At 68.2% G+C, this 21,385-nt stretch carries 18 protein-coding genes and 2 tRNA genes; 15 read left to right on the top strand and 5 right to left on the bottom strand.

The features are described 5' to 3' along the window. Nucleotides 1–36: 36 nt before the first annotated feature. The 4 genes from AC3WJT_RS15500 to AC3WJT_RS15485 all read left to right on the top strand — a co-directional run bounded on the left by AC3WJT_RS15500 (nucleotide 37) and on the right by AC3WJT_RS15485 (nucleotide 2,688). Nucleotides 37–112, top strand: a tRNA-Phe gene (locus tag AC3WJT_RS15500). A gap of 485 nt (nucleotides 113–597) precedes the next feature. Next, the gene (exbB, locus tag AC3WJT_RS15495) at nucleotides 598–1,506 is read left to right on the top strand and encodes a tonB-system energizer ExbB (RefSeq protein WP_492344034.1); all 909 of its coding nucleotides are present in this window, start codon (nucleotides 598–600) and stop codon (nucleotides 1,504–1,506) included. 6 nt (nucleotides 1,507–1,512) lie between these two features. Further along, complete coding sequence (locus AC3WJT_RS15490; RefSeq protein WP_492344033.1) at nucleotides 1,513–1,965, top strand: ExbD/TolR family protein; 453 nt, start codon at nucleotides 1,513–1,515, stop codon at nucleotides 1,963–1,965. 3 nt (nucleotides 1,966–1,968) lie between these two features. After that, complete coding sequence (locus tag AC3WJT_RS15485; protein ID WP_492344032.1) at nucleotides 1,969–2,688, top strand: energy transducer TonB; 720 nt, start codon at nucleotides 1,969–1,971, stop codon at nucleotides 2,686–2,688. 92 nt (nucleotides 2,689–2,780) lie between these two features. Here the strand turns inward: AC3WJT_RS15485 and AC3WJT_RS15480 are convergent, their stop codons facing one another. Next, nucleotides 2,781–3,665, bottom strand: a complete 885-nt coding sequence (locus AC3WJT_RS15480; RefSeq protein ID WP_492344031.1) for an alpha/beta fold hydrolase — start codon at nucleotides 3,663–3,665, stop codon at nucleotides 2,781–2,783. A 91-nt stretch (nucleotides 3,666–3,756) separates the two neighbouring features. Between AC3WJT_RS15480 and AC3WJT_RS15475 the strand changes: the two genes are divergently transcribed. From AC3WJT_RS15475 to AC3WJT_RS15450, 6 genes are all read left to right on the top strand, one after another. Beyond that, nucleotides 3,757–3,833 (top strand) — tRNA-His (locus AC3WJT_RS15475). A 166-nt stretch (nucleotides 3,834–3,999) separates the two neighbouring features. Next, complete coding sequence (locus AC3WJT_RS15470; RefSeq protein WP_492344030.1) at nucleotides 4,000–5,262, top strand: parallel beta-helix domain-containing protein; 1,263 nt, start codon at nucleotides 4,000–4,002, stop codon at nucleotides 5,260–5,262. After that, nucleotides 5,259–6,371, top strand: a complete 1,113-nt coding sequence (locus tag AC3WJT_RS15465) for an SO2930 family diheme c-type cytochrome (protein ID WP_492344029.1) — start codon at nucleotides 5,259–5,261, stop codon at nucleotides 6,369–6,371. Before AC3WJT_RS15470 ends, AC3WJT_RS15465 begins: the two co-directional genes overlap by 4 nt. Next, entirely contained in the window at nucleotides 6,368–7,363 is a 996-nt protein-coding gene (locus AC3WJT_RS15460; RefSeq protein ID WP_492344028.1) for an acyltransferase family protein, read from the top strand. The genes AC3WJT_RS15465 and AC3WJT_RS15460 overlap by 4 nt, the downstream gene beginning before the upstream one ends. Before the next feature lie 70 nt (nucleotides 7,364–7,433). Next, on the top strand, nucleotides 7,434–9,551 hold the full coding sequence (locus tag AC3WJT_RS15455; protein ID WP_492344027.1) for a PQQ-dependent dehydrogenase, methanol/ethanol family: 2,118 nt from the start codon (nucleotides 7,434–7,436) through the stop codon (nucleotides 9,549–9,551). A 9-nt stretch (nucleotides 9,552–9,560) separates the two neighbouring features. Next, nucleotides 9,561–11,624: a TonB-dependent receptor gene (locus tag AC3WJT_RS15450; RefSeq protein ID WP_492344026.1), complete on the top strand. Its 2,064-nt coding sequence runs from the start codon at nucleotides 9,561–9,563 to the stop codon at nucleotides 11,622–11,624. Nucleotides 11,625–11,630: 6 nt separating this feature from the next. On the opposite strand, the gene AC3WJT_RS15445 is transcribed toward AC3WJT_RS15450, so the two are convergent. Continuing rightward, on the bottom strand, nucleotides 11,631–12,164 hold the full coding sequence (locus AC3WJT_RS15445) for a hemerythrin domain-containing protein (RefSeq protein ID WP_492344025.1): 534 nt from the start codon (nucleotides 12,162–12,164) through the stop codon (nucleotides 11,631–11,633). Between the two features lie 104 nt (nucleotides 12,165–12,268). Between AC3WJT_RS15445 and AC3WJT_RS15440 the strand changes: the two genes are divergently transcribed. Continuing rightward, nucleotides 12,269–13,258 carry an NAD(P)/FAD-dependent oxidoreductase gene (locus AC3WJT_RS15440; RefSeq protein WP_492344024.1) on the top strand — a complete coding sequence of 330 codons (990 nt, stop codon included), beginning with the start codon at nucleotides 12,269–12,271 and terminating at the stop codon, nucleotides 13,256–13,258. Next, a complete protein-coding gene (locus tag AC3WJT_RS15435; RefSeq protein ID WP_492344023.1) occupies nucleotides 13,255–14,424 on the top strand; it encodes an acyl-CoA dehydrogenase family protein in 1,170 nt (389 codons plus the stop codon). The genes AC3WJT_RS15440 and AC3WJT_RS15435 overlap by 4 nt, the downstream gene beginning before the upstream one ends. 48 nt (nucleotides 14,425–14,472) lie before the next feature. Here AC3WJT_RS15435 and AC3WJT_RS15430 read toward each other — a convergent pair whose 3' ends face one another. Further along, a complete protein-coding gene (locus AC3WJT_RS15430) occupies nucleotides 14,473–15,114 on the bottom strand; it encodes an energy transducer TonB (RefSeq protein WP_492344022.1) in 642 nt (213 codons plus the stop codon). 252 nt (nucleotides 15,115–15,366) lie between these two features. Here AC3WJT_RS15430 and AC3WJT_RS15425 point away from each other — a divergent pair, with 252 nt between their 5' ends. Then, complete coding sequence (locus tag AC3WJT_RS15425; RefSeq protein WP_492344021.1) at nucleotides 15,367–16,206, top strand: transglycosylase SLT domain-containing protein; 840 nt, start codon at nucleotides 15,367–15,369, stop codon at nucleotides 16,204–16,206. Here the strand turns inward: AC3WJT_RS15425 and AC3WJT_RS15420 are convergent. Both AC3WJT_RS15420 and AC3WJT_RS15415 read right to left on the bottom strand, forming a co-directional pair. Next, on the bottom strand, nucleotides 16,203–17,396 hold the full coding sequence (locus tag AC3WJT_RS15420; protein ID WP_492344020.1) for a CaiB/BaiF CoA transferase family protein: 1,194 nt from the start codon (nucleotides 17,394–17,396) through the stop codon (nucleotides 16,203–16,205). The genes AC3WJT_RS15425 and AC3WJT_RS15420 overlap by 4 nt on opposite strands. Before the next feature lie 69 nt (nucleotides 17,397–17,465). Then, nucleotides 17,466–19,274: an ATP-binding protein gene (locus AC3WJT_RS15415; protein ID WP_492344019.1), complete on the bottom strand. Its 1,809-nt coding sequence runs from the start codon at nucleotides 19,272–19,274 to the stop codon at nucleotides 17,466–17,468. 142 nt (nucleotides 19,275–19,416) lie between these two features. Between AC3WJT_RS15415 and spbR the strand changes: the two genes are divergently transcribed. Further along, complete coding sequence (gene spbR / locus AC3WJT_RS15410; RefSeq protein WP_492344018.1) at nucleotides 19,417–20,556, top strand: pole-localized protein SpbR; 1,140 nt, start codon at nucleotides 19,417–19,419, stop codon at nucleotides 20,554–20,556. A gap of 40 nt (nucleotides 20,557–20,596) precedes the next feature. After that, nucleotides 20,597–21,376, top strand: a complete 780-nt coding sequence (locus AC3WJT_RS15405; protein WP_492344017.1) for an NUDIX hydrolase — start codon at nucleotides 20,597–20,599, stop codon at nucleotides 21,374–21,376. The last annotated feature ends 9 nt before the right edge of the window (nucleotides 21,377–21,385 follow it).

Genomic DNA, 21,385 nt, shown 5'->3' with positions numbered 1-21,385 from the left:
CGGCTCCCGCGACGCGGGGCGTCCTTCGGGTCGTTTGCCTGGGTAGCTCAGTTGGTAGAGCAGCGGATTGAAAATCCGCGTGTCGGTGGTTCGAATCCGCCCCCAGGCACCATCCGCCCCCGATCAGCGCCCGCCATTCGCCTCGTGCGCGAAGTTCTCCCAAAAGACCCGCGTTCGGCCAGCTTTGTTGCGGCGCAGCATCCATTTTCTCCAACCGGGGGAAAAACTCCCGAACTTTCCCGATAATCAGATTGTGCAGCGCAATAAAACATATCCCCCCCTTGAATTTGGGGAACGAAATCACCGGGCAAACGCCCTTGACGATGCGAATAGGGGTTGCCAAAGGACCTCTGCGCCAAGTCTAACTTGGTCGAACGTCCTGACGAACTTCGGTTTGTCGGGCCGTCTTGCGCCTTCGAAACGCCTGCCGGGACCACGATGGTCCCGGCGAGAGTTACGGGTCGGTGCAGCGACAGCGGTTTCCCGCCGTCAGAGCCGCAGGGCTCGAGCGGTGGGAGTTTTCAGAGTTGGGGTGGAGACGCTTCGCGCGACGACCCTCGGTCCAAACTAGCTAGACCAACCAGGAACTGGCGAAAGATGCTCGACAACAAACGAATGACCCCCCTCATTGCTATCCTCGGCGCCGCGGCGCTGATGATGAGCGCTCCGGCCTTTGCGCAGGATGCGGCTGCTCCGGCGGCTGACCCTGCTGCGGCCGCCGCGGCCCCGGCCGCCGACGCCGCGGCTCCCGCCGCTGACGCCGCTGCTCCGGCCGCCGAGCCGGAAGCCCCGGCTGCCGCGCCAGCCCCGAAGAAAGAATCGCACATCACGCCGGTCACCATGTTCATGGAGGCCAACTGGGTCGTGAAGATCGTGATGCTGGGCCTTATGCTCGCGTCGGTCTTCTCATGGACCCTGCTGGTCACCAAGCTGCTCGAATTCGGTTCGCTGAACCGCAAGTCGGACCGCTTCGTGGAAGCCTTCCGTGGCGCCAAGTCCATCGGTGACATGGGCCGTATCGCCCTGTCGGACGAATTCGAAGGCAACCCGCTGGCCGACATGGCCGCCGCGGCGGCTTCCGAAGTGGAACTGTCCCGCCAGGCCGGCCTCGCCATTACCGGCGCTCACCGGGATACGACGATCTACCGCGCGCAGACCGCCGTGTCGGCCGTGCAGTCGTCGCTCTCCAAGCGCCTGTCCAGTGGGATGCAGTTCCTCGCCTCGGTCGGTTCGGGCGGTCCGTTCATCGGTCTGTTCGGCACCGTGTACGGGATCATGAACTCGTTCATCGGCATCGCTGAATCGAACACGACCAACCTGGCCGTCGTGGCCCCCGGCATCGCCGAGGCCCTGCTCGCCACCGGTATCGGTCTGTTCGCCGCTATCCCCGCCGTTATCTTCTACAACTACTTCCAGACGCGGATTTCCTCGTATGGGGTGCGGTCGGATGGTTTCAACGCCGAGTTGATGAACAACATCTCGCGGCAGCTCGACAAAGGGGCTTAAGCACAGATGGCCGCCAAACTCTCGGGCTCCGGCGGCGGCAGCAGGTACAATGTAGAGCAGAACAGCGAAATCAATGTGACGCCCTTCGTGGACGTCATGCTGGTCCTCCTGATCATCTTCATGGTGGCTGCGCCGCTGGCATCGGTCTCGATCGAGGTAAAGCTGCCCACCGCGGTAGCCAAGCCTCGACCGAACCCGCCAACGCCGATTTACATTTCGATCCAGCCGGGCGGGGACATCTTCCTTGGAGATAACCCGACCGACCTGGCCACGATAGGCGATGATCTTCGCAAGCAGATCCGCGTCCGAAACCCCTCGAAGGAGCGGATCTTCATCCGCGGCGACAAGGAGGTCCGGTACGGCGATTTCATGCAACTGATGAACGCGCTGCAGGACAATGGTTTCTACAGCGTCGCCCTTATCGGTGAAGACAACAGTGAACCCGGCAGTGGTGGGTGACGCATGGCAGAGCAAGAAAATGACGCTCCGCGCCGCGTCCACAACCCCTTCGACGCTCCGGCGCCGAAGAACGGTGGCGGGTTCATGGTTGGCCTGTCGCTCGCGCTGGCCCTCAACGCAGGCCTGATCTTCTGGGTCGCCAAGTCGCGATTCGAGATCAAGGAGAAGGCATTCGAGGACGAGAAGATCGACACGGAGCTGGTGAAGCCGCCACCTCCGCCGCCGCCTCCGCCTCCGCCGCCTCCGCCTTCGGAGAAGCCGCCACCTCCGGCCAAGCTGCAGCCGCGTCCTCCGGCCATCGTGCCGCCTGACGTCGCGCCGCCGCCGCCGCTCCAGGTGCCGCCGGTCGAGAAGAAGGACCGCGTCGAGACCACGGCTCCGCCCGTGATCGCGCCGCCGTCGCCTCCGACTCCGCCGCGGCCCTCGATCATCAGCAACCCGGATTGGGCCCGTCGCCCGAGCGGTGATGATGTGGCCAGGTTCTATCCGGACCGCGCCCAGCGCCTGGAAAAGGAAGGTCGTGCGACCATCCTCTGCCGGGTCAAGGCAAACGGTACGCTGGAAGCCTGTGAAGTGGTTTCGGAAGATCCGGCCGATCTCGGCTTTGGCGATGCAGCCCTCAAGCTGTCCCGCCTGTTCAAGATGAAGCCGCAAACGCGCGATGGCGCGCCGGTGGATGGGGCTTCGGTCCGTATCCCGCTGGTGTTCAAGCTGCCGCAGTAGGCGACGACACCCTGAAAATGCGAACGCCCCGGAGGGAAACCTCCGGGGCGTTTTGCTGTGTGAACACCCTTGCGGGCGAGGTCGGGACGCCGCTAGAGCGCCAGGCCCTTCGCCTTCAACCAGGCCTCCAACCGCTCGTTCACGGCCTCGGGCGCTTCCTGCTGCACCCAGTGCGACACGCCGGGCAGCCGATTGAGGGTGAAGTCCTTCACGTACGGCTCGTAGCCCTCGGTGAGCTCGATCCCCAGCGCGGTGTCCTCCTCGCCCCAGATCATCAGGGTCGGGATGTCGATCACCGGCGCCTTGTCGGGCGCCCATTTCTTCATGCCGTTGCGCGCGCCGGCCCGGTACCAGTTGACCATCGCTGTCGCGGCGCCGGGCTTGAGGGCGTTCTGGCGATAGTGGTCCAGGTCGGCTTCGCTGAAGCGGCTCTTGTCCACCGCCATGTCACTGAACGCCCGGCCGATCGCTTCGGCGCCGCGGGCGGTCAGGACCCATTCGGGCAGCCAGGGGATCTGGAAGAAGAAGATGTACCAGGACTTCTTCCGCTGGGCCGGATTGGCGACGATGTTCTTGGCGAAGACTGCGGGGTGGGGCACGTTCATGATCACCAGCCCCTCAAGGTCGCGAACCCGGTCCATGGCGAAGGCCCAGGCCACGGCCGCGCCCCAGTCATGGGCGATCAGCAGCCGTCGCTTCGCGCCGAGGGCGTCGAACACCGCCCCGGCGTCGGCCATCAGGTTCTCGATGTCATAGGCCTTCACCCCCTTGGGCCGGCTCGAGTCGCCATAGCCGCGCTGGTCGAAGGCGACGGCGCGCCAGCCCAGTTTCGCCAGCAGCGGCAACTGATGCCGCCAGGAGTGTTTGCTCTCGGGAAAGCCGTGCAGAAACAAGGCGACATTGTCGCCGTCGCCGGCTTCGTCGATGACGAATGACAGGCCGTTGGCCTCGAGGGTGCGGGTTGTGATCTCGGTCATGGGCCAAGGGTGGAGCCGGTCCGCGCGCGGTGCAAGCGCCGCGCTTGATCCAGAGGCCGCGAACGACTAAACCCGCCCTTCGCGAAAGCGCGCCGCCTTAGCTCAGTTGGTTAGAGCGCCGGTTTGTGGAACCGGAGGTCCTCAGTTCAAGCCTGAGAGGCGGTACCATCGCGAGGCGGCCACGGGCCCCGCTCCCCTTCCAGACCGAAGCTGGCTGCCGCCGACGGTTGCCGCTCCTCACGACGCATGCCACGGTTCCAGGGAACCGGGACCGGCAGAGTCCCGGCCTGACGGGAACGGGAGATCGGCCATGGGGCAGGGCTGGAATCGCGCGTTGAGCGCACTGACGTTGGCCGGCGCGCTCGCGCTCGCAGGCTGCAGTGATGGGGGCTCGGCGGCGAAGCCGAACACCACCTACCAGGAAACCCTGATCCAGCAGCTGATCGACGCCAAGGCAGGCGACGTGATCACCATTCCCGCCGGCGTCTACGCCATCGACCGGGGGCTGAGCCTCGAGGTCGACGGTGTGACGATCCGCGGCGCGGGCATGGACAAGACCGTTCTGACATTCAAGGGCCAGGCGGCCGGCGCCGAAGGTCTGCTGGTCAACGCGTCCAACTTCACCATCGAGGACCTGGCCATCGAGGACGCCAAGGGCGACGCCCTGAAGGTCAACGAGGGCGAGAACATCATCATCCGCCGCATCCGCACCGAATGGACCGGCGGACCGAAGACGACCAACGGCGCCTACGGCATCTATCCCGTGCAGGTCCGCAACCTGCTGATCGAGGAGAGCGTGGCCATCGGCGCGTCGGACGCCGGCATCTATGTCGGCCAGTCGAACGGCGTGGTCGTCCGCCGCAACCGGGCGGAGTTCAACGTCGCCGGGATTGAGATCGAGAACACCCAGAACGCCGACGTCTATGACAACCTGGCGACCAACAACACCGGCGGCATCCTGGTGTTCAACATGCCCAACCTGAAGGTCCCTGGCTTCGCCACCCGTGTGTTCCGCAACCGCGTTGTAGCCAACAACACGAAGAACTTCGGACTGAAGGGATCGGCGGTGGCCTCGGTCCCCGCCGGCACCGGCGTGATCGTCAACTCCAACGACCAGGTGGAGATTTTCGACAACGACATCGGCGGCAACAACACCGCCAATGTGATCATCTCCAGCTACTTCTCGACGGGCTACATGAGCCAGAAAGGCGTCGCCGAGGCCTTCGATCCCTGGCCGGAAGCGATCTTCATCCACGACAACCGGTTCACGCCGGGCGGCTCGAAGCCGGACGGGCTCGACCTTCAGGCGCTGCGGGTGGCGCTGTTCGGGGTGACCGGCAGCCTGCCGGACGTGCTCTGGGACGGCTATATCGATGCGAAGAAGTTCAAGGGTGGCAAGGTCGATCCTGCACTGGCGATCTGTCTCGACAACGGCGCGGCCCGGATGCTCAACGCCGACAGCCCGAACAAGAACAAGGCGCCGGCGGTCATGGGTGAAGCCGCGCGCTGTCGCCTGACGCCGCTGCCCGCCATCAGCGTCGCCGCCGCCGGGCCGGTTCCCGCGGAACGCAGGATCCCGGCGCCCGCCAAGCCGTGAAGCGCCTCGTCCTCATCCTGATCGCCCTGGCGCTGACGTCCTGTTCGCCGCGCCGGCTGGAGCCGACGTTCATCGCCGACGGCGCGCCGGAGGTGCTGAGCGACTGGGGCATGATCGGCGCGCGCGGACCGCGGCTGATGCTGGCCGGAGGCGTGCAGCCCTATGAGTTGAACACGCCGCTGTTCACCGACTACGCGGGCAAGCTGCGCACCGTGTGGATGCCGGAAGGGCGGTCCGCGACCTGGACGGCCGACACGGCGTTCGATTTCCCCGTCGGGACGGTCGTCACCAAAACCTTCTTCTATCGCAAGGGCGCCGACGGCGCGGTGGCGCCCGGCGACAGCCTCTCACTCGGGGAGACCGGGGAGGGGCTTGATCTCCACGGCGTCCGCCTGATCGAGACGCGGGTCCTGGTGCGGCGCGCCGCCGGCTGGGTCGCCTTTCCCTATGTCTGGAACGAGGCCCAGACCGAGGCGCGACTGAAGCGGACCGGGGCGGCGATCCCGATGGTCCTCAGTCGTCCAGGCCGCACGGACCGGTTCGTCTACCAGGTCCCGAACGTGAACCAGTGCGCTGGTTGCCACGCCACGGACCATGCCGCCAAGGCGCTTCAGCCGATCGGCCTCAAGTCGCGGCATCTGGACCGGGAGGTCACGCTCGCCGGGGCCAGGTTCAACCAACTGGACCGGATGGCCGTCATCGGCTTCCTGAAGGGCCTGCCGCCGGCGCCCGGCCGCACGCGCGGCGCAGACTGGCGTGACGGAGCCGCCACGCTGGAAGCGCGGGCCCGGGCTTGGCTCGATATCAACTGCGGCCATTGCCACAGCCCCCGGGGGCCGGCCGATACGTCCGGCCTCTATCTCGACAGTGCAACGCCGGTGGGGCCGTCGCTGGGCCTGTGCAAGCCGCCCGTGGCGGCCGGGCAGGGCACGGGCGGCTTCTCGCACGGCATCGACCCCGGGCGGCCGGACCAGTCGATCCTGATCTTCAGGACGGGCTCGACGGACCCCGGCGCCATGATGCCGGAACTGGGCCGCGCGCTGGTCCATGACGAGGGGCTGGCGCTGCTGCGACAGTGGATCGCGGCGATGCCGCCGGGCTGCCGGTGAGTCCGGCCGCGGTACGGGACCGCACCTGGCTGTCGATCCAGCATCTGCGCGGCTTCGCGGCGCTGTCGGTGGTGCTGTTCCACGCCTGCCAGTGGTCGCAGATCAATTTCGCCACCGGTCAGGCAGGCGTGGACGTCTTCTTCGTCATCAGCGGCTTTGTCATGTGGACGACGACGACAGGCGAGCCGGTCGGGCCGCTCGCGTTCCTGAAGCGACGGGTGATCCGGGTCGTGCCGCTCTACTGGCTGATCACCCTGGCGCTGGCGGCGGGCGTGCTTCTGTTTCCGGCGCGGTTTCCGGACCTTGCCGTCACGCCGGGCCACCTCGCGCTGTCGATGGCCTTCGTCCAGCACATGAACCCGGCCGGCTACCCGTTCCCGCTGCTGGCGCCGGGATGGACGCTGAACTACGAGGCGGTCTTCTATCTCGCGTTCGCCGGCCTGTTGTGGCTGCCGGAAAGCCGGCGACTGGTCGCCCTGACGTTTGCCCTGATGGTTCTGGCGTTCGCCGGTTTCGCCTGGCCGCCGGCCTACCAGATGCTGCTCAACCCGCTGTTCCTCGAGTTTCTGGGCGGGGTCTGGCTGGCCCGGATGGCGCAGACGCGACTGCTGCCCGACCGCTCGGTCGGCTGGCTGCTGCTGGGAGCCGGAGTCGGCCTGTTCGTGGTGATCCAGCTGGTCAACATGGACTGGGACCTCTGGCGGCCGATGGTCTGGGGCGCGCCGGCGATCATGCTGGTGGCCGGCGCGGTCAGCATCGAGGCGGACGGCGGCTGGAAGCCCATTCCGGGCCTGCGGGCGCTCGGCGACGCATCCTACTCGACCTATCTGATCCATCCGCTGACCATCGGGGCGCTGGCCATGACCATCGGCGCCTGGAATCCGTGGATATTCATTCCATCGGCGATCGTCGTCGCGGTGGTTTCGGGCCTCGCCTGCTGGCGTCTCGTCGAGCGACCGATGCTGAACCGGCTGCGACAGCCGCTTGCGTGACGCAACGGCGGGTCCGCATACTCCCGGTCAATGCCGCGCGTCAGACGCGGTCGATACAGGGAGCTCGGGAATGAAGCGGATCGGCGCACTGGCAGCGACGCTGGCGGCCATGGCCTTGCTGGCCGGCTGCGGCGACAAGACGGCGGATATTGATGCGGTTCGCATCGCGGCGGCCGATGGCAATGCCGCTGAATGGGTCACGCACGGCCGCACGTATGGCGAACAGCGCTTCAGTCCCCTCGACAAGGTCAATGTCTCGAACGCCGGCCAGCTGGGCCTGGCCTGGTCGTTCGACCTGCCCGAGAACCGCGGCATCGAGGCCACGCCACTGGTCGCCGACGGGGTGATGTACACCACCTCGTCCTGGTCGATCGTCCGGGCCTTCGATGCCAAGACCGGCAAGCTGATCTGGGAGTTCGACCCCAAGGTGCCGCGCAAGACGGGCGTGAAGGCCTGCTGCGACAGCGTGAACCGCGGCGTCGCGCTCTGGGAAGGGCGCGTCTATTTCGGCGCCCTCGATGGCCGCCTGATCTCGCTGGACGCCAAGACCGGTAAACAGGTCTGGTCCACGGTGACGGTCGACCAGAGCAAGCCCTACACGATCACGGGCGCCCCGCGGGTCATCAAGGGCAAGGTGTTGATCGGCAACGGCGGCGCCGAGCTCGGCGTGCGCGGCTATCTGTCGGCCTACGACGCCCGGAACGGCAAGCTCCTGTGGCGCTTCTACACGGTGCCCGGCGAACAGCCGACCGACGACGCGGCCTCGGACGAGGCGATGAAGATCGCCCGGCCGACCTGGAAGGGCGAGTTCTGGAAGGTCGGCGGCGGCGGCACGGTCTGGGACTCGATGGCCTATGACCCCGACCTCGACCTGCTCTACATCGGCGTCGGCAACGGCTCGCCCTGGAACCGCGACATCCGCTCGCCCGGGGGCGGCGACAATCTGTTCCTGTCGTCGGTCGTGGCGCTCAAGCCCGACACCGGCAAGTACGTCTGGCACTATCAGACGACGCCCGGCGAGAGCTGGGACTACACGGCGACCCAGCACATCATCCTCGCGGACCTGACGATCGGCGGGAAGCCGGTGAAGGCGCTGATGCAGGCGCCCAAGAACGGCTTCTTCTATGTGATCGACCGGACGAACGGGAAGCTGATCTCGGCCGACAACTATGTGCCGGTCAGCTGGGCGACCGGGGTGGATCCGGCCACCGGCCGACCCGTCGAGACCCCCAACGCCCGCTATGGATCGGGTCCCGCCCTGGCGATGCCGGGTCCGCTGGGCGGCCACAACTGGCAGCCGATGGCCTACAGTCCGAAGACCAACCTGGTCTACATCCCGGCCCAGGAGATCCCCTTCCCCTACATGCAGCCGGGCGGCGCCAACGCGAACTTCCGCTATCAGCCGGGTGTCTGGAACATCGGCGTCGACAGCCTGATCGCCGGCATGCCGGACGACCAGGCGGGCATCAAGGCGATCCGCGCCAGCCTCAAGGGCCGGCTGATCGCCTGGGACCCGATCACCCAGACCGAAAAGTGGAGCGTGCCGCACAGCGGTCCGTGGAACGGCGGCGTGCTGGCGACGGGCGGCGGCCTGGTCTTCCAGGGCTCGGCCACCGGCGAACTGGCGGCCTATGACGCGGCGACGGGCAAGAAGGTCTGGTCGTTCGACGCACAGACCGGAATCGTCGCCCCGCCGATGACCTACGAGATCGATGGCGAGCAATACATCGCGGTCATGGCCGGCTGGGGCGGCGGCTTCGCCCTGACCATCGGCGCCGGGGCCGACCCCCGTTCGGAAGGGCCGCGCCGGGTTCTGGTGTTCAAGATCGGTGGCAAGGGCAGCCTGCCCCCGCGTCCGGCCTCGACCCGGGCCATGCCGGATCTGCCGCCGCTGACCGCCACGCCGGCCCAGATCGCGGCCGGCAAGCTGACCTTCGCCAACTATTGCGGCGTCTGTCACGGCTCGAGCGCGGTGTCCGACTTCTCGATCCCGGATCTGCGCTACTCGCCGGTGATGACCGATGCTGCGACCTGGAAGGGCGTGGTGATCGACGGCGACCGGGTCGAGAACGGCATGGTCTCCTTCGCCCGCTTCCTGACCCCGGCCAGCGCGGAAGAGGTGCGCCTCTACGTGTTGTCTCTTGCCCATGGCCAGAAAGCTGCTGCGGCGACGCCGGCGCGGAAGTAGACGGAGGGCATGATCGACGTCGAGCCGCCGCCCGCCATAGTTTCCGAGACCCGCCGACCGTCGCCGGATAGCCGGCCGGTCGCGGTGGAGGTGACGGGCGTGACGGTCATCGCGTCCGCGGGTCTGCCTCCGCGGCCCGCGGACGACGCTTTCGGCTCTGTCGGGCTCGATAGCGAAACGATCGCTACCGCGCCGCGCGTCGACGAGGCGTTGACCCTCGTGCCGGGCGTGCAGCTGTTTCGCCGGACGTCCAGCGCGGCGGCCAATCCGACGACCCAGGGCATGACCGTTCGGGCCATCGCCGGGTCCGGCGCAGGCAGGGCGCTGGTGACCCTCGACGGCTTGCCGCAGAACGATCCGTTCGGCGGCTGGGTGTTGTGGTCAGGCTTGCCGCCCGCCTCGATCGGGGACGCCATCGTCGTCCGGGGCGCTGGCGCCGGGCCGTACGGCGCAGGCGCCCTGACCGGCATGATCCAGCTCGGGGAAGTCCGGGCCGTCCCCGCGCGCGGGCAGTACGAGCTCTTCGGCGGCGAGCGCGGTCTCGCCGGCGGACAGGCCGTGGTCGGCCTCGGCGATGTCATGGTGACCGGCGCGGTGCAGCAGGGCCAGGGCTGGACCCCGGTCCGCAAGGGGCGGGGCGCGGCGGATGCGCCGCTCGCGTTCGAAGCCTCCAGCCTCGCCATCCGCTGGTCGCCGGATATCGGCGAGCGTCAGCTGTCGCTGCGCGTCGCCGGCTATCAGGAATCCCGTGACAGCGGCCTCGTCGGCGCGGCGTCGCGCTCGGAAGGCCTGTCCGCCTCCGCGACCCTGACCGGCGACAGCCTGCCCATCGGCGAGGCGCGAGCGTGGCGGCTCCAGGCCTGGGCGCGCGCGTCAGACTTCGAGAACAGCTCGGTGGCCGTCGGCGCCGGCCGGGCGTTCACCACGCCTGCAAATGACCAGTTCGGCACGCCCGCGCTCGGCCTCGGCTTCAATGCCGCCGTTCGCGGCGCGTGGCGCGGCGGCGGATGGGAGCTCGGCGCTGACGTGCGCTACGCCGAGGGCGAGACGCGCGAACGGTTCCGCTACATCGCCGGCGCCTTTACGCGCGGCCGGGTCGCCGGCGGCGCCCAGTCGGTCGCGGGCGTCTATGGCGAGGCCTGGTGGTACGGCCAGAATTCGCTTTCGGTCACCGGCGGCCTGCGGCTCGATCACTGGGCCAGTTTCGACGGTCGCCGCCTCGAGCGCGATCTGGCGAGCGGCCTTCCGACCCTGACCGTCCGCCCGGACGACGCCGAGGGCTGGCAGCCCACCGCGCGTCTCGGCGTGCGCAAGGACTACGGGTCGGCCTTCCTGCGCGGGGCGGGCTATGTCGGCTTCCGGCCGCCGACCCTCAACGAACTGCATCGGCCGTTCAGGGTCGGCAACGACATCACCGAAGCCAACGCCGGGCTGGAACCGGAGACCCTCTACGGCCTGGAGCTTGGTGCGGGTGGCGGCGACCAGGGCGAAGTGCGCTGGACCGCGACCCTGTTCGCCAACCGGCTCGAAGGCGCGGTGACGAATGTCACGATCGGCGTCGGACCCGGGACGTTCCCCATCGCGGGCTTCGTTCCGGCCGGCGGCGTGCTGCGGCAACGCCAGAACGCCGGCGATATCAACGCCTGGGGCATTGAGGCGGACATCGGCGGGCCTTGGGGCGACCATCGCTCCTGGAAGGTTGCTGCGGCCTGGACCGAGTCCGAGGTCGACGGCGGGGCCGCAGCGCCGCAACTGACCGGACTGCGCCCGGCCCAGACGCCGCAACTGTCAGCGAGCGCCGAATCCGTCTGGCGGCCCATCGCCGGCCTCTCGATCCGCTCGACCCTGCGCTACGAGGGCGAGCGGTTCGACGACGACCTGAACCTGCGTCGGCTGGCGGCGGCCTTCACCTCCGACCTGAGGATCGACTGGCAGGCCAACGGGGGCGTGACCCTCTACGCCGCAGCGGAGAACCTGTCCGACATGGAGGTCGAGACCGGCCAGACGGCCGACGGAATCGAGAGCTTCGACATGCCTCGCACGATCCGCGTCGGCCTGATCTGGCGGCCCTGAGTCGCGCTAGATCATGGCCTGGCCGTTGGGGCGGGCGAGCTTCTTCATCAGTTGCTCCTTGCGCGCCGCCATCCGGGCGCCCAGAGCCACCAGATCCATGTCGGTCTTGCGGCAGGTGGGGAAGTACTCCTTCTCCTCCTCTTCGACGTGGTGCTCGATGATCTCGCCGAGCACCTTCACCCGGGCGTCGTAGAGATCCTCGCCGACCTCCATCATTTCGATCTCGGCGATCAGCGCCTTGGCGGAACTGTGCTCGACGACGGCCTCATCGACCATCTCTTCCTGGTCGGCCTTCAGGGCCTCGCGGGACGCCGGATAGAAGATCTCTTCCTCGATCTGCATGTGCACCTTGAGGGCCAGGCAGATCTTCTCGGAAAGCTTCCCCTTTTTCGCATCGCTCTCGGTCTTGTCGTAGTCCTCGAACCAGCCGGCGACTTCCTTGTGGTCCGCCTCCAGCAGCTTGATGGCGTCCGGCGCCTTCGGTTCGGGGGTCTTTCGGGTCGTCGTTGACTTGCTCTTGTTCGACTGCGGGGTGGCCATGGCGCGTTCCTCCGTAAAAACTGCCTCCAATCAATTCGCGTGTGGCCCGAACGGTTCCTGTGTCGGGTGCTTGACGTAGCGCCGCCGGATCGGTGTTTGAGCGCATGACGTCGAATTCGAGCGAGCAAGTGACTGTGGCGGGGGCCGGCGCGTTTGGCCTGTGCATCGCGCTGGCGCTGGCGCGACGGGGCTTGTCGGTCGTGGTGCGGGATCCGGCGTCCTTCGGCGACAATGCGTCGGGCGTCGCCGCAGGAATGCTGGCGCCCGCTTTCGAGACGGCGCTGGATCCGGCCTCGGCGGACGCATTCGATCTTCTGATGGCGGCGCGGGATCTATGGCCGGCGCTGGCGGACGGTGTCGGGATCGACCTGGACCGGTCCGGTGCGGCCTACTACGGCGCGCATATCGGGAAGGTTGCGGCCCGGCTGCGAGCGTTGGGCGTGTCGTCCGGGGTCTATGGCGACCGGGTCTACACGCGCGAGGACTGGCGTCTGTCGCCCGGCGCCGCAATGGCGGCTCTGCGGACGGCGGCCGGGCAGGCAGGCGTTGTCATGGAGGCGTCAGAGGTCATCTCGCCCCCGGACGCCGGCGTGTTGATCCTCGCCACCGGATCAGAAGGAGCGGGTCTCGCGCCGGAACTGGAGCTGCTGACGCCGATCAAGGGCCACATCCTGCGCCTTGAAGGCGGCCCGGACGTCGGACCGGTGATGCGGGGGGATGGCGTCTATGTCTGCCCCGATCCGGCCGGCGCCCTCGTCGGCGCGACGATGGAGCACGGCGTCGCGGACCGCACGGTCGATGCGGCGCGGGTGGCGGCGCTCCGCGGCGCTGCAGAGGCCCTTTTGCCCGACCTTCAGGGTTTGTCGGCCTCGGCCTTCACCGGCGTCCGCGCCGCGACGCCGGACGGTCTGCCGATGGTCGGCTGGAGCCGCCGCCCCGGGGTCATGCTGGCCGTCGGCGCGCGCCGCAACGGCTGGCTGATGGCGCCGCTTGTCGCTCGCACGGTCGCGGCCTATGTCGCGGGCGAAGATCCGGGACCCTACGCCGGGCGGCTCGACCCGCGCCGGTTCGACAACAAGGAAACAGGCGCATGAGCAGCTTCTGGCCGACCGAGGAACAGCAGGCCATCCGCGACGCGGTCGCCCGCATCTGCGCCGACTTCGACGACGAATACTGGCGTCGAACCGACGAAACCGGCGAGTTCCCGGAAGCCTTCGCCGAGGCCATGGCGGCCGGCGGCTGGCTGGGCGTCGCCATGCCCGAAGAATACGGCGGCGCGGGCCTGGGTCTGACCGAGGCGGCGCATGTCATGCAGACTGTGACCGAGTCCGGCGCGGCCTTCACCGGCGCCAGCGCCATTCACCTGAACATCTTCGGCCTGATGCCAGTGGTGAAGTTCGGCACGGAAGAGCAGAAGCAGCGCCATCTGCCGCGGATCATCGCCGGCCAGGACAAGGCCTGTTTCGCCGTCACCGAGCCCAACAGCGGCCTCGACACGGCCAATCTGGAGACGCGCGCGGAGAAGCGCGGCAACGGCTATGTGATCAACGGCCGGAAAATCTGGACCACCATGGCGCAGCGCGCCAACAAGATCCTGATCATCGCGCGCACGACGCCCAAGGAGCAGACGGCGAAGCCGATGCAGGGGCTGAGCCTGTTCTACACCGACTTCGACAGGACGAAGATCGACGCGCGACCGATCCCGAAGATGGGCCGAAAAGCCGTTGAATGTAATATGCTTTTCATCGAGGACCTGCAGGTCCCCGCCGAGGATCTGATCGGCGAGGAGGGCAAGGGCTTCCAGTATCTGATCAGCGGCCTGAACCCCGAGCGCGTCCTGTTCGGCGTCGAGGCGGTGGGCATCGGTCGCGCCGCCCTGCGCAAGGCCGCCGCCTACGCCAAGGAGCGCGTCGTGTTCGGCCGTCCGATCGGCCAGAACCAGGGCGTGCAGCATCCCCTGGCCAAGAGCTGGGCTGAACTGGAAGCCGCTGATCTGATGGCCTTCAAGGCCGCCGCCCTCTACGACGCCGGCCGCGACTGCGGGGCCGAGGCGAACGCCGGAAAATATCTCGGCGCCGAGGCCGGCTTCCGGGCCGCCGAGGCGGCCGTGCTGGCGCACGGCGGCATGGGCTATGCGAAGGAATACGACGTCGAGCGCTACTTCCGCGAAGCCATGATCGCGCGCATCGCGCCGGTCAGCCGCGAGATGATCCTCAACTTCATCGCCGAGAAGGTGCTGGGGCTGCCGAAGAGCTACTGACTTCAGAAGGGCAGGGGACACGCACCAAGGTGCATATCCCCGCCTGTTCTATTGCGGCAGGTCGAAGCGCACCGGGATCTTGACCACGGCGCCGTCAACCGCGCGACCGTCGACCATCTGCGGCTTCATGCGGAAGTAGGGCTGCAGCTTGAGCGCGGCCTTGCCGAATCCGTAGTCGCCGGGATCCTCGGAAACCACCTGGCAGCCGCCGACCGTGCCGTTGGCGGCGACGATGCAGGCGAGGGTGGCCTTGCCCGCGACGCCCAGCCGTTCGGCGCGATCGGGGAACACGCGCGCCATCTGCGCGCCGGTCGGCTTGCGGAGCCACTCGGGGTGGCTGATCACCGGCGTAACCGGCACTGTCACGCCTTCGTCTTGCGTGATCGGCCCCGGGTCGAGTGTCGTGATCGGATCGGCGGTGGTTTCGTTGCCCGATGACGGCGTTGCGGCCAGGGTCTCGACGCCGGTCGGGGCCGTCGTGACGGGGTCATGGATGTTGATCGCCGACGTCTGTGTCTCGACCGGCTTGACCTCATCGACGACGGGCTTGGGCTTCTCCCGCTTGAAGGTCTCGATCGATCCCTCGATGGGCTCGTCGAACGGCAGCGTCGCGGGGATCACATTAAACGCCGCCAGCGCGAGATAGGCGCCGAGGGCGACGTGGACACCGACCGACAGCCCGATGGCCATTACGGTTCCGGTGGAGAGTCGCCGACGGCGCTCCGTCCCGGGGTGAAAAGGAAGCACCTGCTGAGCGACCATGACGACCCTCCCTGGGTCCTGTTGTGGTTGACGCAGCGTCATCCTGAATTCGCCATGCCGCAACGGAAATCCGTTGGTGCGAGGCACTTTCAACGAACGTTCGTTTATTTGGGCCGCCCGGCGCGCCCCGACAAATCATGGTTAATCGTCGATTAACCCTGGCGCCCCAGGACTCCAGGCATGGCGGTTCAGGGAATCCGTGGAGTCGTTGAAGCGGCTATTCAGCGCGCGTCGCAGGCGACGGGCGTCGATTTCTCGTTTCTGATGCGCACCGCCAGCCGCGAGAGTGGCTACAATCCCACCGCCAAGGCCTCGACCTCCTCCGCCGCCGGCCTGTTCCAGTTCACCGAACAGACCTGGCTGGCGACGCTCAAGGCGCACGGCTCCAAGTACGGCTACGCCCGCTACGCCGACCTGATCAGCCGGGGCTCCGACGGCCGCTATCGCGTCAATGGCGATGACGCCCGCAAGGCGGTCATGAACCTGCGCTTCGATCCGCACGCTGCATCGCTGATGGTCGGGGAGATGACCTCCGACAACGCCGCCTATCTGGCCGGGCGTATCGGGCGCCAGCCGACCGCCGGTGAGCTTTACGCCGCCCACTTTCTGGGACCGCAGGGATCTGCGCGGCTGATCACCGCCACGCGCACCACCCCCGGCGCCAGCGCTGCGGCGCTGTTCCCCGAGGCCGCGGCGGCCAATCGCACGATCTTCTATCGCGATGGTCGCGCCCTGTCGGTCGCCGAGATCTACAACAACCTCACCCGCACCACCGGCGACGGCGCGGCCACGCCGCAGGTGCGGCCGGACCAGGGCTTTGTGCAATACGCCGGCGCGCGTCGCTCCGACCAGGCGGCGCGTCAGCAGGATGCGCTCGTCGACTTCATCCTGCGCGGGTCGCAGGGCGTGGATGGCGGCGGCATCGGCGGCGGCGGAGCCGGCAGCGGGCGCAGTCTCGGCTCGTCCCTGCTGACGGCCGAGATGCTGCGTGTCCTCGCCGACTCGAGCAAGGACCGCTAGGCGACGGCCTTGCTGGCCCGCAACGCGGCGATCTCGGTTTCCGAGTAGCCCAGTTCCGCAAGAACGGCGTCGGTATGCTCGCCCAGAGAGGGCGGGCCCGACCTGGGCGTATCGTCATAGCCCGAAAAGCGCGCCGGCGAGGCCGGGGCCCGGAAGCTGCCCCCCTTGCCATCCGGCGTCTGGACAAAGCAGCCCGCGGCGTCCGCCTGGGGGTCGCGCGTCAGTTCGCCCGGCGTCTGGTAGGGAGCCCAGGTGATGTCGTACGCGTCGAGCCGCGCAGCGATGTCCTCGTAGGCGAACGTTCCGAACGCTTCGTCGAGGACCCCGACAAGCGCCGTGGCGTTCTCGCGCCGCGCGCGGCTGGAGGCGAACAGGGGATTGTCGACCAGGTCCGACCGGCCGACAGCGGCCGCGATCTGCGGCCAGTCCTTGCCGCCGGTGCGCACCAGCAGACAGATCCAGCGGCCGTCCGATGTCTTGAAGAAGTTGGCCAGGGGTTGGACGGCCTGCGCCCGCGGCCGCGTAGACGCCAGCTTCCCGAAGCGCAGCTGGATCGCCATGTCCGAGCCGATGGAATAGACGCCCGTCCGCAGCAGGGATGTCTCGACCAGCCGCCCCACGCCCGTCGTGTGGCGCTCGTGCACGGCCGCCAGAATCGCCGCGACGGTGCTGAGCGAGGTGATGTGATCGCCCATCGCGGTGCGGATGGGGAACGGATCGACGCCCTTGGGCGCGGTGATTGAACCGACTCCGGCCCGCGACCAGAAGGCGGCCACATCCATGCCGGCACGGTCCGCATCGGCGCCCTGCAGGCCGTAGCCGGTCAGGCTGCAGTAGATCAGGGCCGGCTGGCGGGCATGCAGGGAATCGAAGTCGAGGCCGGCTCGCTTCAAGGCGCCTGGACGGACGTTGGTCAGGAAGATGTCAGCCGTCGCCACGAGCCGAAGGGCCGCTTCGCGACCGTCAGGAGAGGAAATGTCGAGCACGACGCCGCGCTTGCCGCGATTGTCCAGTTCGAACACCGGGTTGCCGTGTTCGGGGCCGGACAGGCCGTCGAAGAAGTTGCGCATCGGATCGCCGGCCGGCGGCTCGATCTTGATCACCTCCGCGCCCCAGTCGGCCATGATCCCGGCCGCGCCCGGCGCAGCGATGTAGGTCGACAGTTCGACAACTCTCAGGCCACCCAGCAAACGCCTGTCCTCCCGCTTTGGTCTGTTGTTGCGGGCATCATGGCGAGCCGGCTGGGGCCGGGAAAGGGGTCACCCCACGGAACGCGCCGCACTTCTGGACTCACCGCCCACGCGGGCGGCGGCGTCGGCGACGGCGCGCGCCACGCCGGCGACCGTCACGGGCTTGCGCAAGACAGTGTCGCAGCCGGCGGCGAGACATTCGCGGGCTTCGTCGGCGTCGCCGCCGATCACGGCGATGATCGGGGCCGAGGCGATCAGCGTCGGCAGGGCGCGGATGGCCGCGGCGGTCGCCGGGCCGTCCATCTGCGGCATCCGGCCATCGAGCATCAGGAGGTCGAAGTCGGCCAGTTGCGCCAGCTCCAGCGCGCGGCGGCCATTGTTGGCGCCGACGACCTGGTGGCCGAGCTGCTCCAGGATCGCCCGCAGCATGGCTGCGTTCAGGGCGTCGTCCTCGGCCACCAGCACGCGCAACGGCCGTCCCGGCGGGGACGGCGCCGCCGGGGCGCTGAAGGCCTCGCCGTCCTCGCCGTGGGCGATCGCCGCCTCGTTCCAGGGCAGTTCCAGCGTAAAGCAGCTTCCGACGCCCAGGGCGCTTTGACCGGTCAGGGCGCCGCCCATCAGCCCGGCCAACTGGCGGGCCAGCGAAAGGCCGAGACCCGCGCCGGGAATGCCCGCGCCCGTGCGCTCGACCCTGCGGAACGGCTCATAGGCCTGTTCCAGTTCGTCGGCGGACAGGCCGGGGCCGGTGTCGGCGACGGCGATGGCGATCACGCCGTCGCGCCGCTCGATGCGCGCCTCGATACGGCCGCGGACCGTGTATTTCACGGCGTTGCCGATCAGATTGGACAACACCTGCCGGGTGCGGGTCAGATCGCCGATCACCGCGCCGGCGCCGGCGGTCTCGAGCGCCGGTTCGACATGCAGGGCCAGTTCCACGCCCTTGGCGGCGGCGTGCGGCCGGTTCAACAGCACCAGATCGCGGGTCAGGCGGACGGGGTCGAACGGCTCACGCTCCAGCGCCAGCCGTCCGGCCTCGGCGGTCTCGGAGTCCAGCGTCGCATTGAGCACCGAGACCAGGTCTTGGGCGGCGTCGAGCGCCGCGGCCAACTGTTCGCGGGACGGCGCGGCGCGACCGCCCTGACCCACGGCCGCGGCCAGCACGTGCGTGACGCCGGTCAGGCCGTTGCGGATTTCGTGGCTGAGGGTCGAGACGATGTCCGACTTGGAGCGGGCCAGCCGCTCGGCCTTTTCCAGCGACGTCGCGCGCTCGGCGATCAGGGCTTCGCGCTCGGCGGCCAGGGCGAACTGCCCCCGCAGCAGGCGGTTGAGGATCAGGCACAGGGCCATGGTCAAGGCCAGGGCGCCCCAGGCCAGCATGCCTTCCGGGCGGCTGTCGGTGTGGCGGAACAGGCCTATCAACGGCGCGGCGGCGGCGACCGGCCCGACGATCAGCAGGCCGGCCAGCGATGGCGCGGTGAAGAAGAAGCAGGCCACGGCGCCCGCGACCGAAACCATGAGCAGGGCTTCGCGAGCCGGCCCGGCGCCCTCGGCGAACGCGGCGATCTGCGCGCAGGCCCCCGACCACAGCAACCCGCCGAGAATCTGGACCCGCGCCCGGCGCGCCACATCCTTGCCGTCGTCGGTGCGAAGCCAGTTCACTACCGCGTAGAAGGCGCCCCAGTTGATCGCGAACACGGCGAAGCTGGCGGCCATCCACACGCTGTTGGGCGCGAAACTGCCGGCCCAGACGTAGATCGGCAGACTGACCCCGAACAGCGTCAGCGCATACGGCAGAAGGCCCCGCTGCGCTTCAAGCGACTGCAGGGTCACGGCGTCGCCGCCGCGAACGGCGCGTGCGGGTTCGGCTGATGCGGACACGGATTTCCCTTCGGACACGCGCGGACACTAGGGGAGGGGAGTTTGCGGGCCGTGAAGGAGGAGAGTTAATCCCTGGTCAGCAATCGTTAAGCCTAACAATCGATGATCGACGCAGCGTCGGCGAAGCCGGGCGGGGATCGATATGGGCACGACACGGGCGGCACTGACGGATGTGGATCTGCGCACCCTTCTGAAGGGTGCGACGGCTGACGAAAGGGCCGTCGCCGCACACAAGTTGTGCCGCACCATCGACCGTGAGGAACTGAGCGACGAAGAGCGGACGATCGCCGCCGACATCCTGCGTGTGATGGCGGCCGACGCCGCGGAGCTGGTGCGACGTGCACTGGCCGTGACGCTGAAGTCGTCGGACGTTCTGCCGCACGATGTGGCGCTCAAGCTCGCGCGGGATGTGGAGTCCATCTCCCTGCCGTTGCTGAACTTCTCGCCGGTGTTCACCGACGACGACCTGGCCGAGATTGTCCGGCTCGGCGGACCCGTGCGCCAGGTGGCGATCGCCAAGCGCCCCGTGCTGTCGGAAAAGGTCACCGGGGCGATCGTCGATTTCGGCGGCGAGTCGGCGGTCGAGACCGCCTGCGCCAACGACAACGCGGCGTTCTCGGAGAGTGTCCTGCAGCGGGCGCTTGACCGGTTCGAGAAGTCCGAACAGGTGCTGGCGGCGGTCGCCTACCGCAACGTGCTGCCGCTGGCTGTGACCGAGCGCCTGATCAGCATGGTCGGCGACCAGGTCCGTGAGCACCTGCTGAACAATCACGCCCTTTCACCGGAAACCGCGCTGACCATAGCCGTCGGCGCGACGGAGCGGGCGACGGTCGATCTGGTTGACCAGGCCGGCCGGGCCGCCGACCCGAAGGCGTTCGCGGCGCATCTGAACAAGGTTCAAAGGCTGACGGCCTCGCTGCTGCTGCGGTCGCTGGCGCACGGCCATATGACCTTCTTCGAGTGCGCGATCGCCGAACTGGCGGGCGTGCCGCATCACCGGACCTGGCTGATGATCCATGACGCCGGACCGCTGGGTCTGCGCGCCATCTACGACCGCGCCGGTCTGCCCGCGCGGCTGTTCACCGCCTTCCGGGCCGGCGTCGACACATGGCATTCGATGGAGTTCGACGGTGGTCTGCGCGACCGGGAGCGCTTCCAGGAGCGGATGTTGCAGCGCTTCCTGACCCAGCCACAGGGCACGGCGCGCGATGACGTCGACTATCTGATCGACAAGATGGACCGCATCTCGCGCGAGAGCCGTCGGACCGTTGACGTCGCGTGAGGCTTGCCGAACGGGTGTTTGAGGCGCGATCCTCACGCCCATGAGTGAACCCGTCGCTATCCGCCCCGCCGCCACCATCCTGCTCGTCCGCGATGACCCGACCTTTGAGGTCCTGATGGTCAAGCGGCACCACCAGATCGATTTCGCCTCAGGCGCCCTGGTCTTCCCGGGCGGCAAGACCCACGCGGGCGACCACGACGAGGCCTGGGCCGACTACGTGACCGGCTGGGAAGCCACGCCGGCGGAGAAGCGGCCGCTGCGCATCGCCGCCATTCGTGAGGCCTACGAAGAGGCCGCGATCATCATCGCCAACGACGCCGCCGGCCGTCCGTTCACGGGCGATGACCGGGCGGGTGCAGCGCGCGAGTCGGTGTCGAAGGACGAGCGCCCCTTCCTCGATCTGATCCGTGAGCTGGACGTGAAGCTGGACCTGCCGGCGCTGACCACCTTCGCCCGCTGGATCACGCCGGACATGATGCCCAAGCGGTTCGATACCTGGTTCTACCTCGTGCGTGCGACCGGCGAACAGCTCGCCGTCTGCGACGGCTATGAAACCGTCGACGCCGAATGGATCCCGCCGGCCCAGGCCCTGGAGATGGAGAAGGCCGGCGAGCGAACGATCATCTTCCCGACCCGCATGAACCTGCAGCTGCTGGCCGAGGCCACGAGCGCCCAGGACGCCATCGATCGCGCGAGCGCCCGTACGCTGGTCCCGGTCCTGCCGGTCGTCGAGCGCCGCGAGACCGGCGCGGTGCTGGTGATTCCACCTGACGCCGGCTACGGCCCGGTGATCGAGCCGATGAGCAACATCCGGGCCTAGAGCCGTCCG

Source organism: Caulobacter sp. FW305-C-30-S16 (genome assembly GCF_058783025.1).
Note: the sequence above shows the minus strand (reverse complement) of the source record. Positions and strands in the feature narration are given on the sequence as shown.

Excerpts from the sequence above, each read along its gene's own strand:
- exbB (WP_492344034.1), top strand. The coding sequence starts at position 598 with ATGCTCGACAACAAACGAATGACCCCCCTCATTGCTATCCTCGGCGCC.
- AC3WJT_RS15490 (WP_492344033.1), top strand. The coding sequence starts at position 1,513 with ATGGCCGCCAAACTCTCGGGCTCCGGCGGCGGCAGCAGGTACAATGTA.
- AC3WJT_RS15485 (WP_492344032.1), top strand. The coding sequence starts at position 1,969 with ATGGCAGAGCAAGAAAATGACGCTCCGCGCCGCGTCCACAACCCCTTC.
- AC3WJT_RS15480 (WP_492344031.1), bottom strand. The coding sequence starts at position 3,665 with ATGACCGAGATCACAACCCGCACCCTCGAGGCCAACGGCCTGTCATTC.
- AC3WJT_RS15455 (WP_492344027.1), top strand. The coding sequence starts at position 7,434 with ATGAAGCGGATCGGCGCACTGGCAGCGACGCTGGCGGCCATGGCCTTG.
- AC3WJT_RS15450 (WP_492344026.1), top strand. The coding sequence starts at position 9,561 with ATGATCGACGTCGAGCCGCCGCCCGCCATAGTTTCCGAGACCCGCCGA.
- AC3WJT_RS15445 (WP_492344025.1), bottom strand. The coding sequence starts at position 12,164 with ATGGCCACCCCGCAGTCGAACAAGAGCAAGTCAACGACGACCCGAAAG.
- AC3WJT_RS15440 (WP_492344024.1), top strand. The coding sequence starts at position 12,269 with ATGACGTCGAATTCGAGCGAGCAAGTGACTGTGGCGGGGGCCGGCGCG.
- AC3WJT_RS15435 (WP_492344023.1), top strand. The coding sequence starts at position 13,255 with ATGAGCAGCTTCTGGCCGACCGAGGAACAGCAGGCCATCCGCGACGCG.
- AC3WJT_RS15430 (WP_492344022.1), bottom strand. The coding sequence starts at position 15,114 with ATGGCCATCGGGCTGTCGGTCGGTGTCCACGTCGCCCTCGGCGCCTAT.
- AC3WJT_RS15425 (WP_492344021.1), top strand. The coding sequence starts at position 15,367 with ATGGCGGTTCAGGGAATCCGTGGAGTCGTTGAAGCGGCTATTCAGCGC.
- spbR (WP_492344018.1), top strand. The coding sequence starts at position 19,417 with ATGGGCACGACACGGGCGGCACTGACGGATGTGGATCTGCGCACCCTT.
- AC3WJT_RS15405 (WP_492344017.1), top strand. The coding sequence starts at position 20,597 with ATGAGTGAACCCGTCGCTATCCGCCCCGCCGCCACCATCCTGCTCGTC.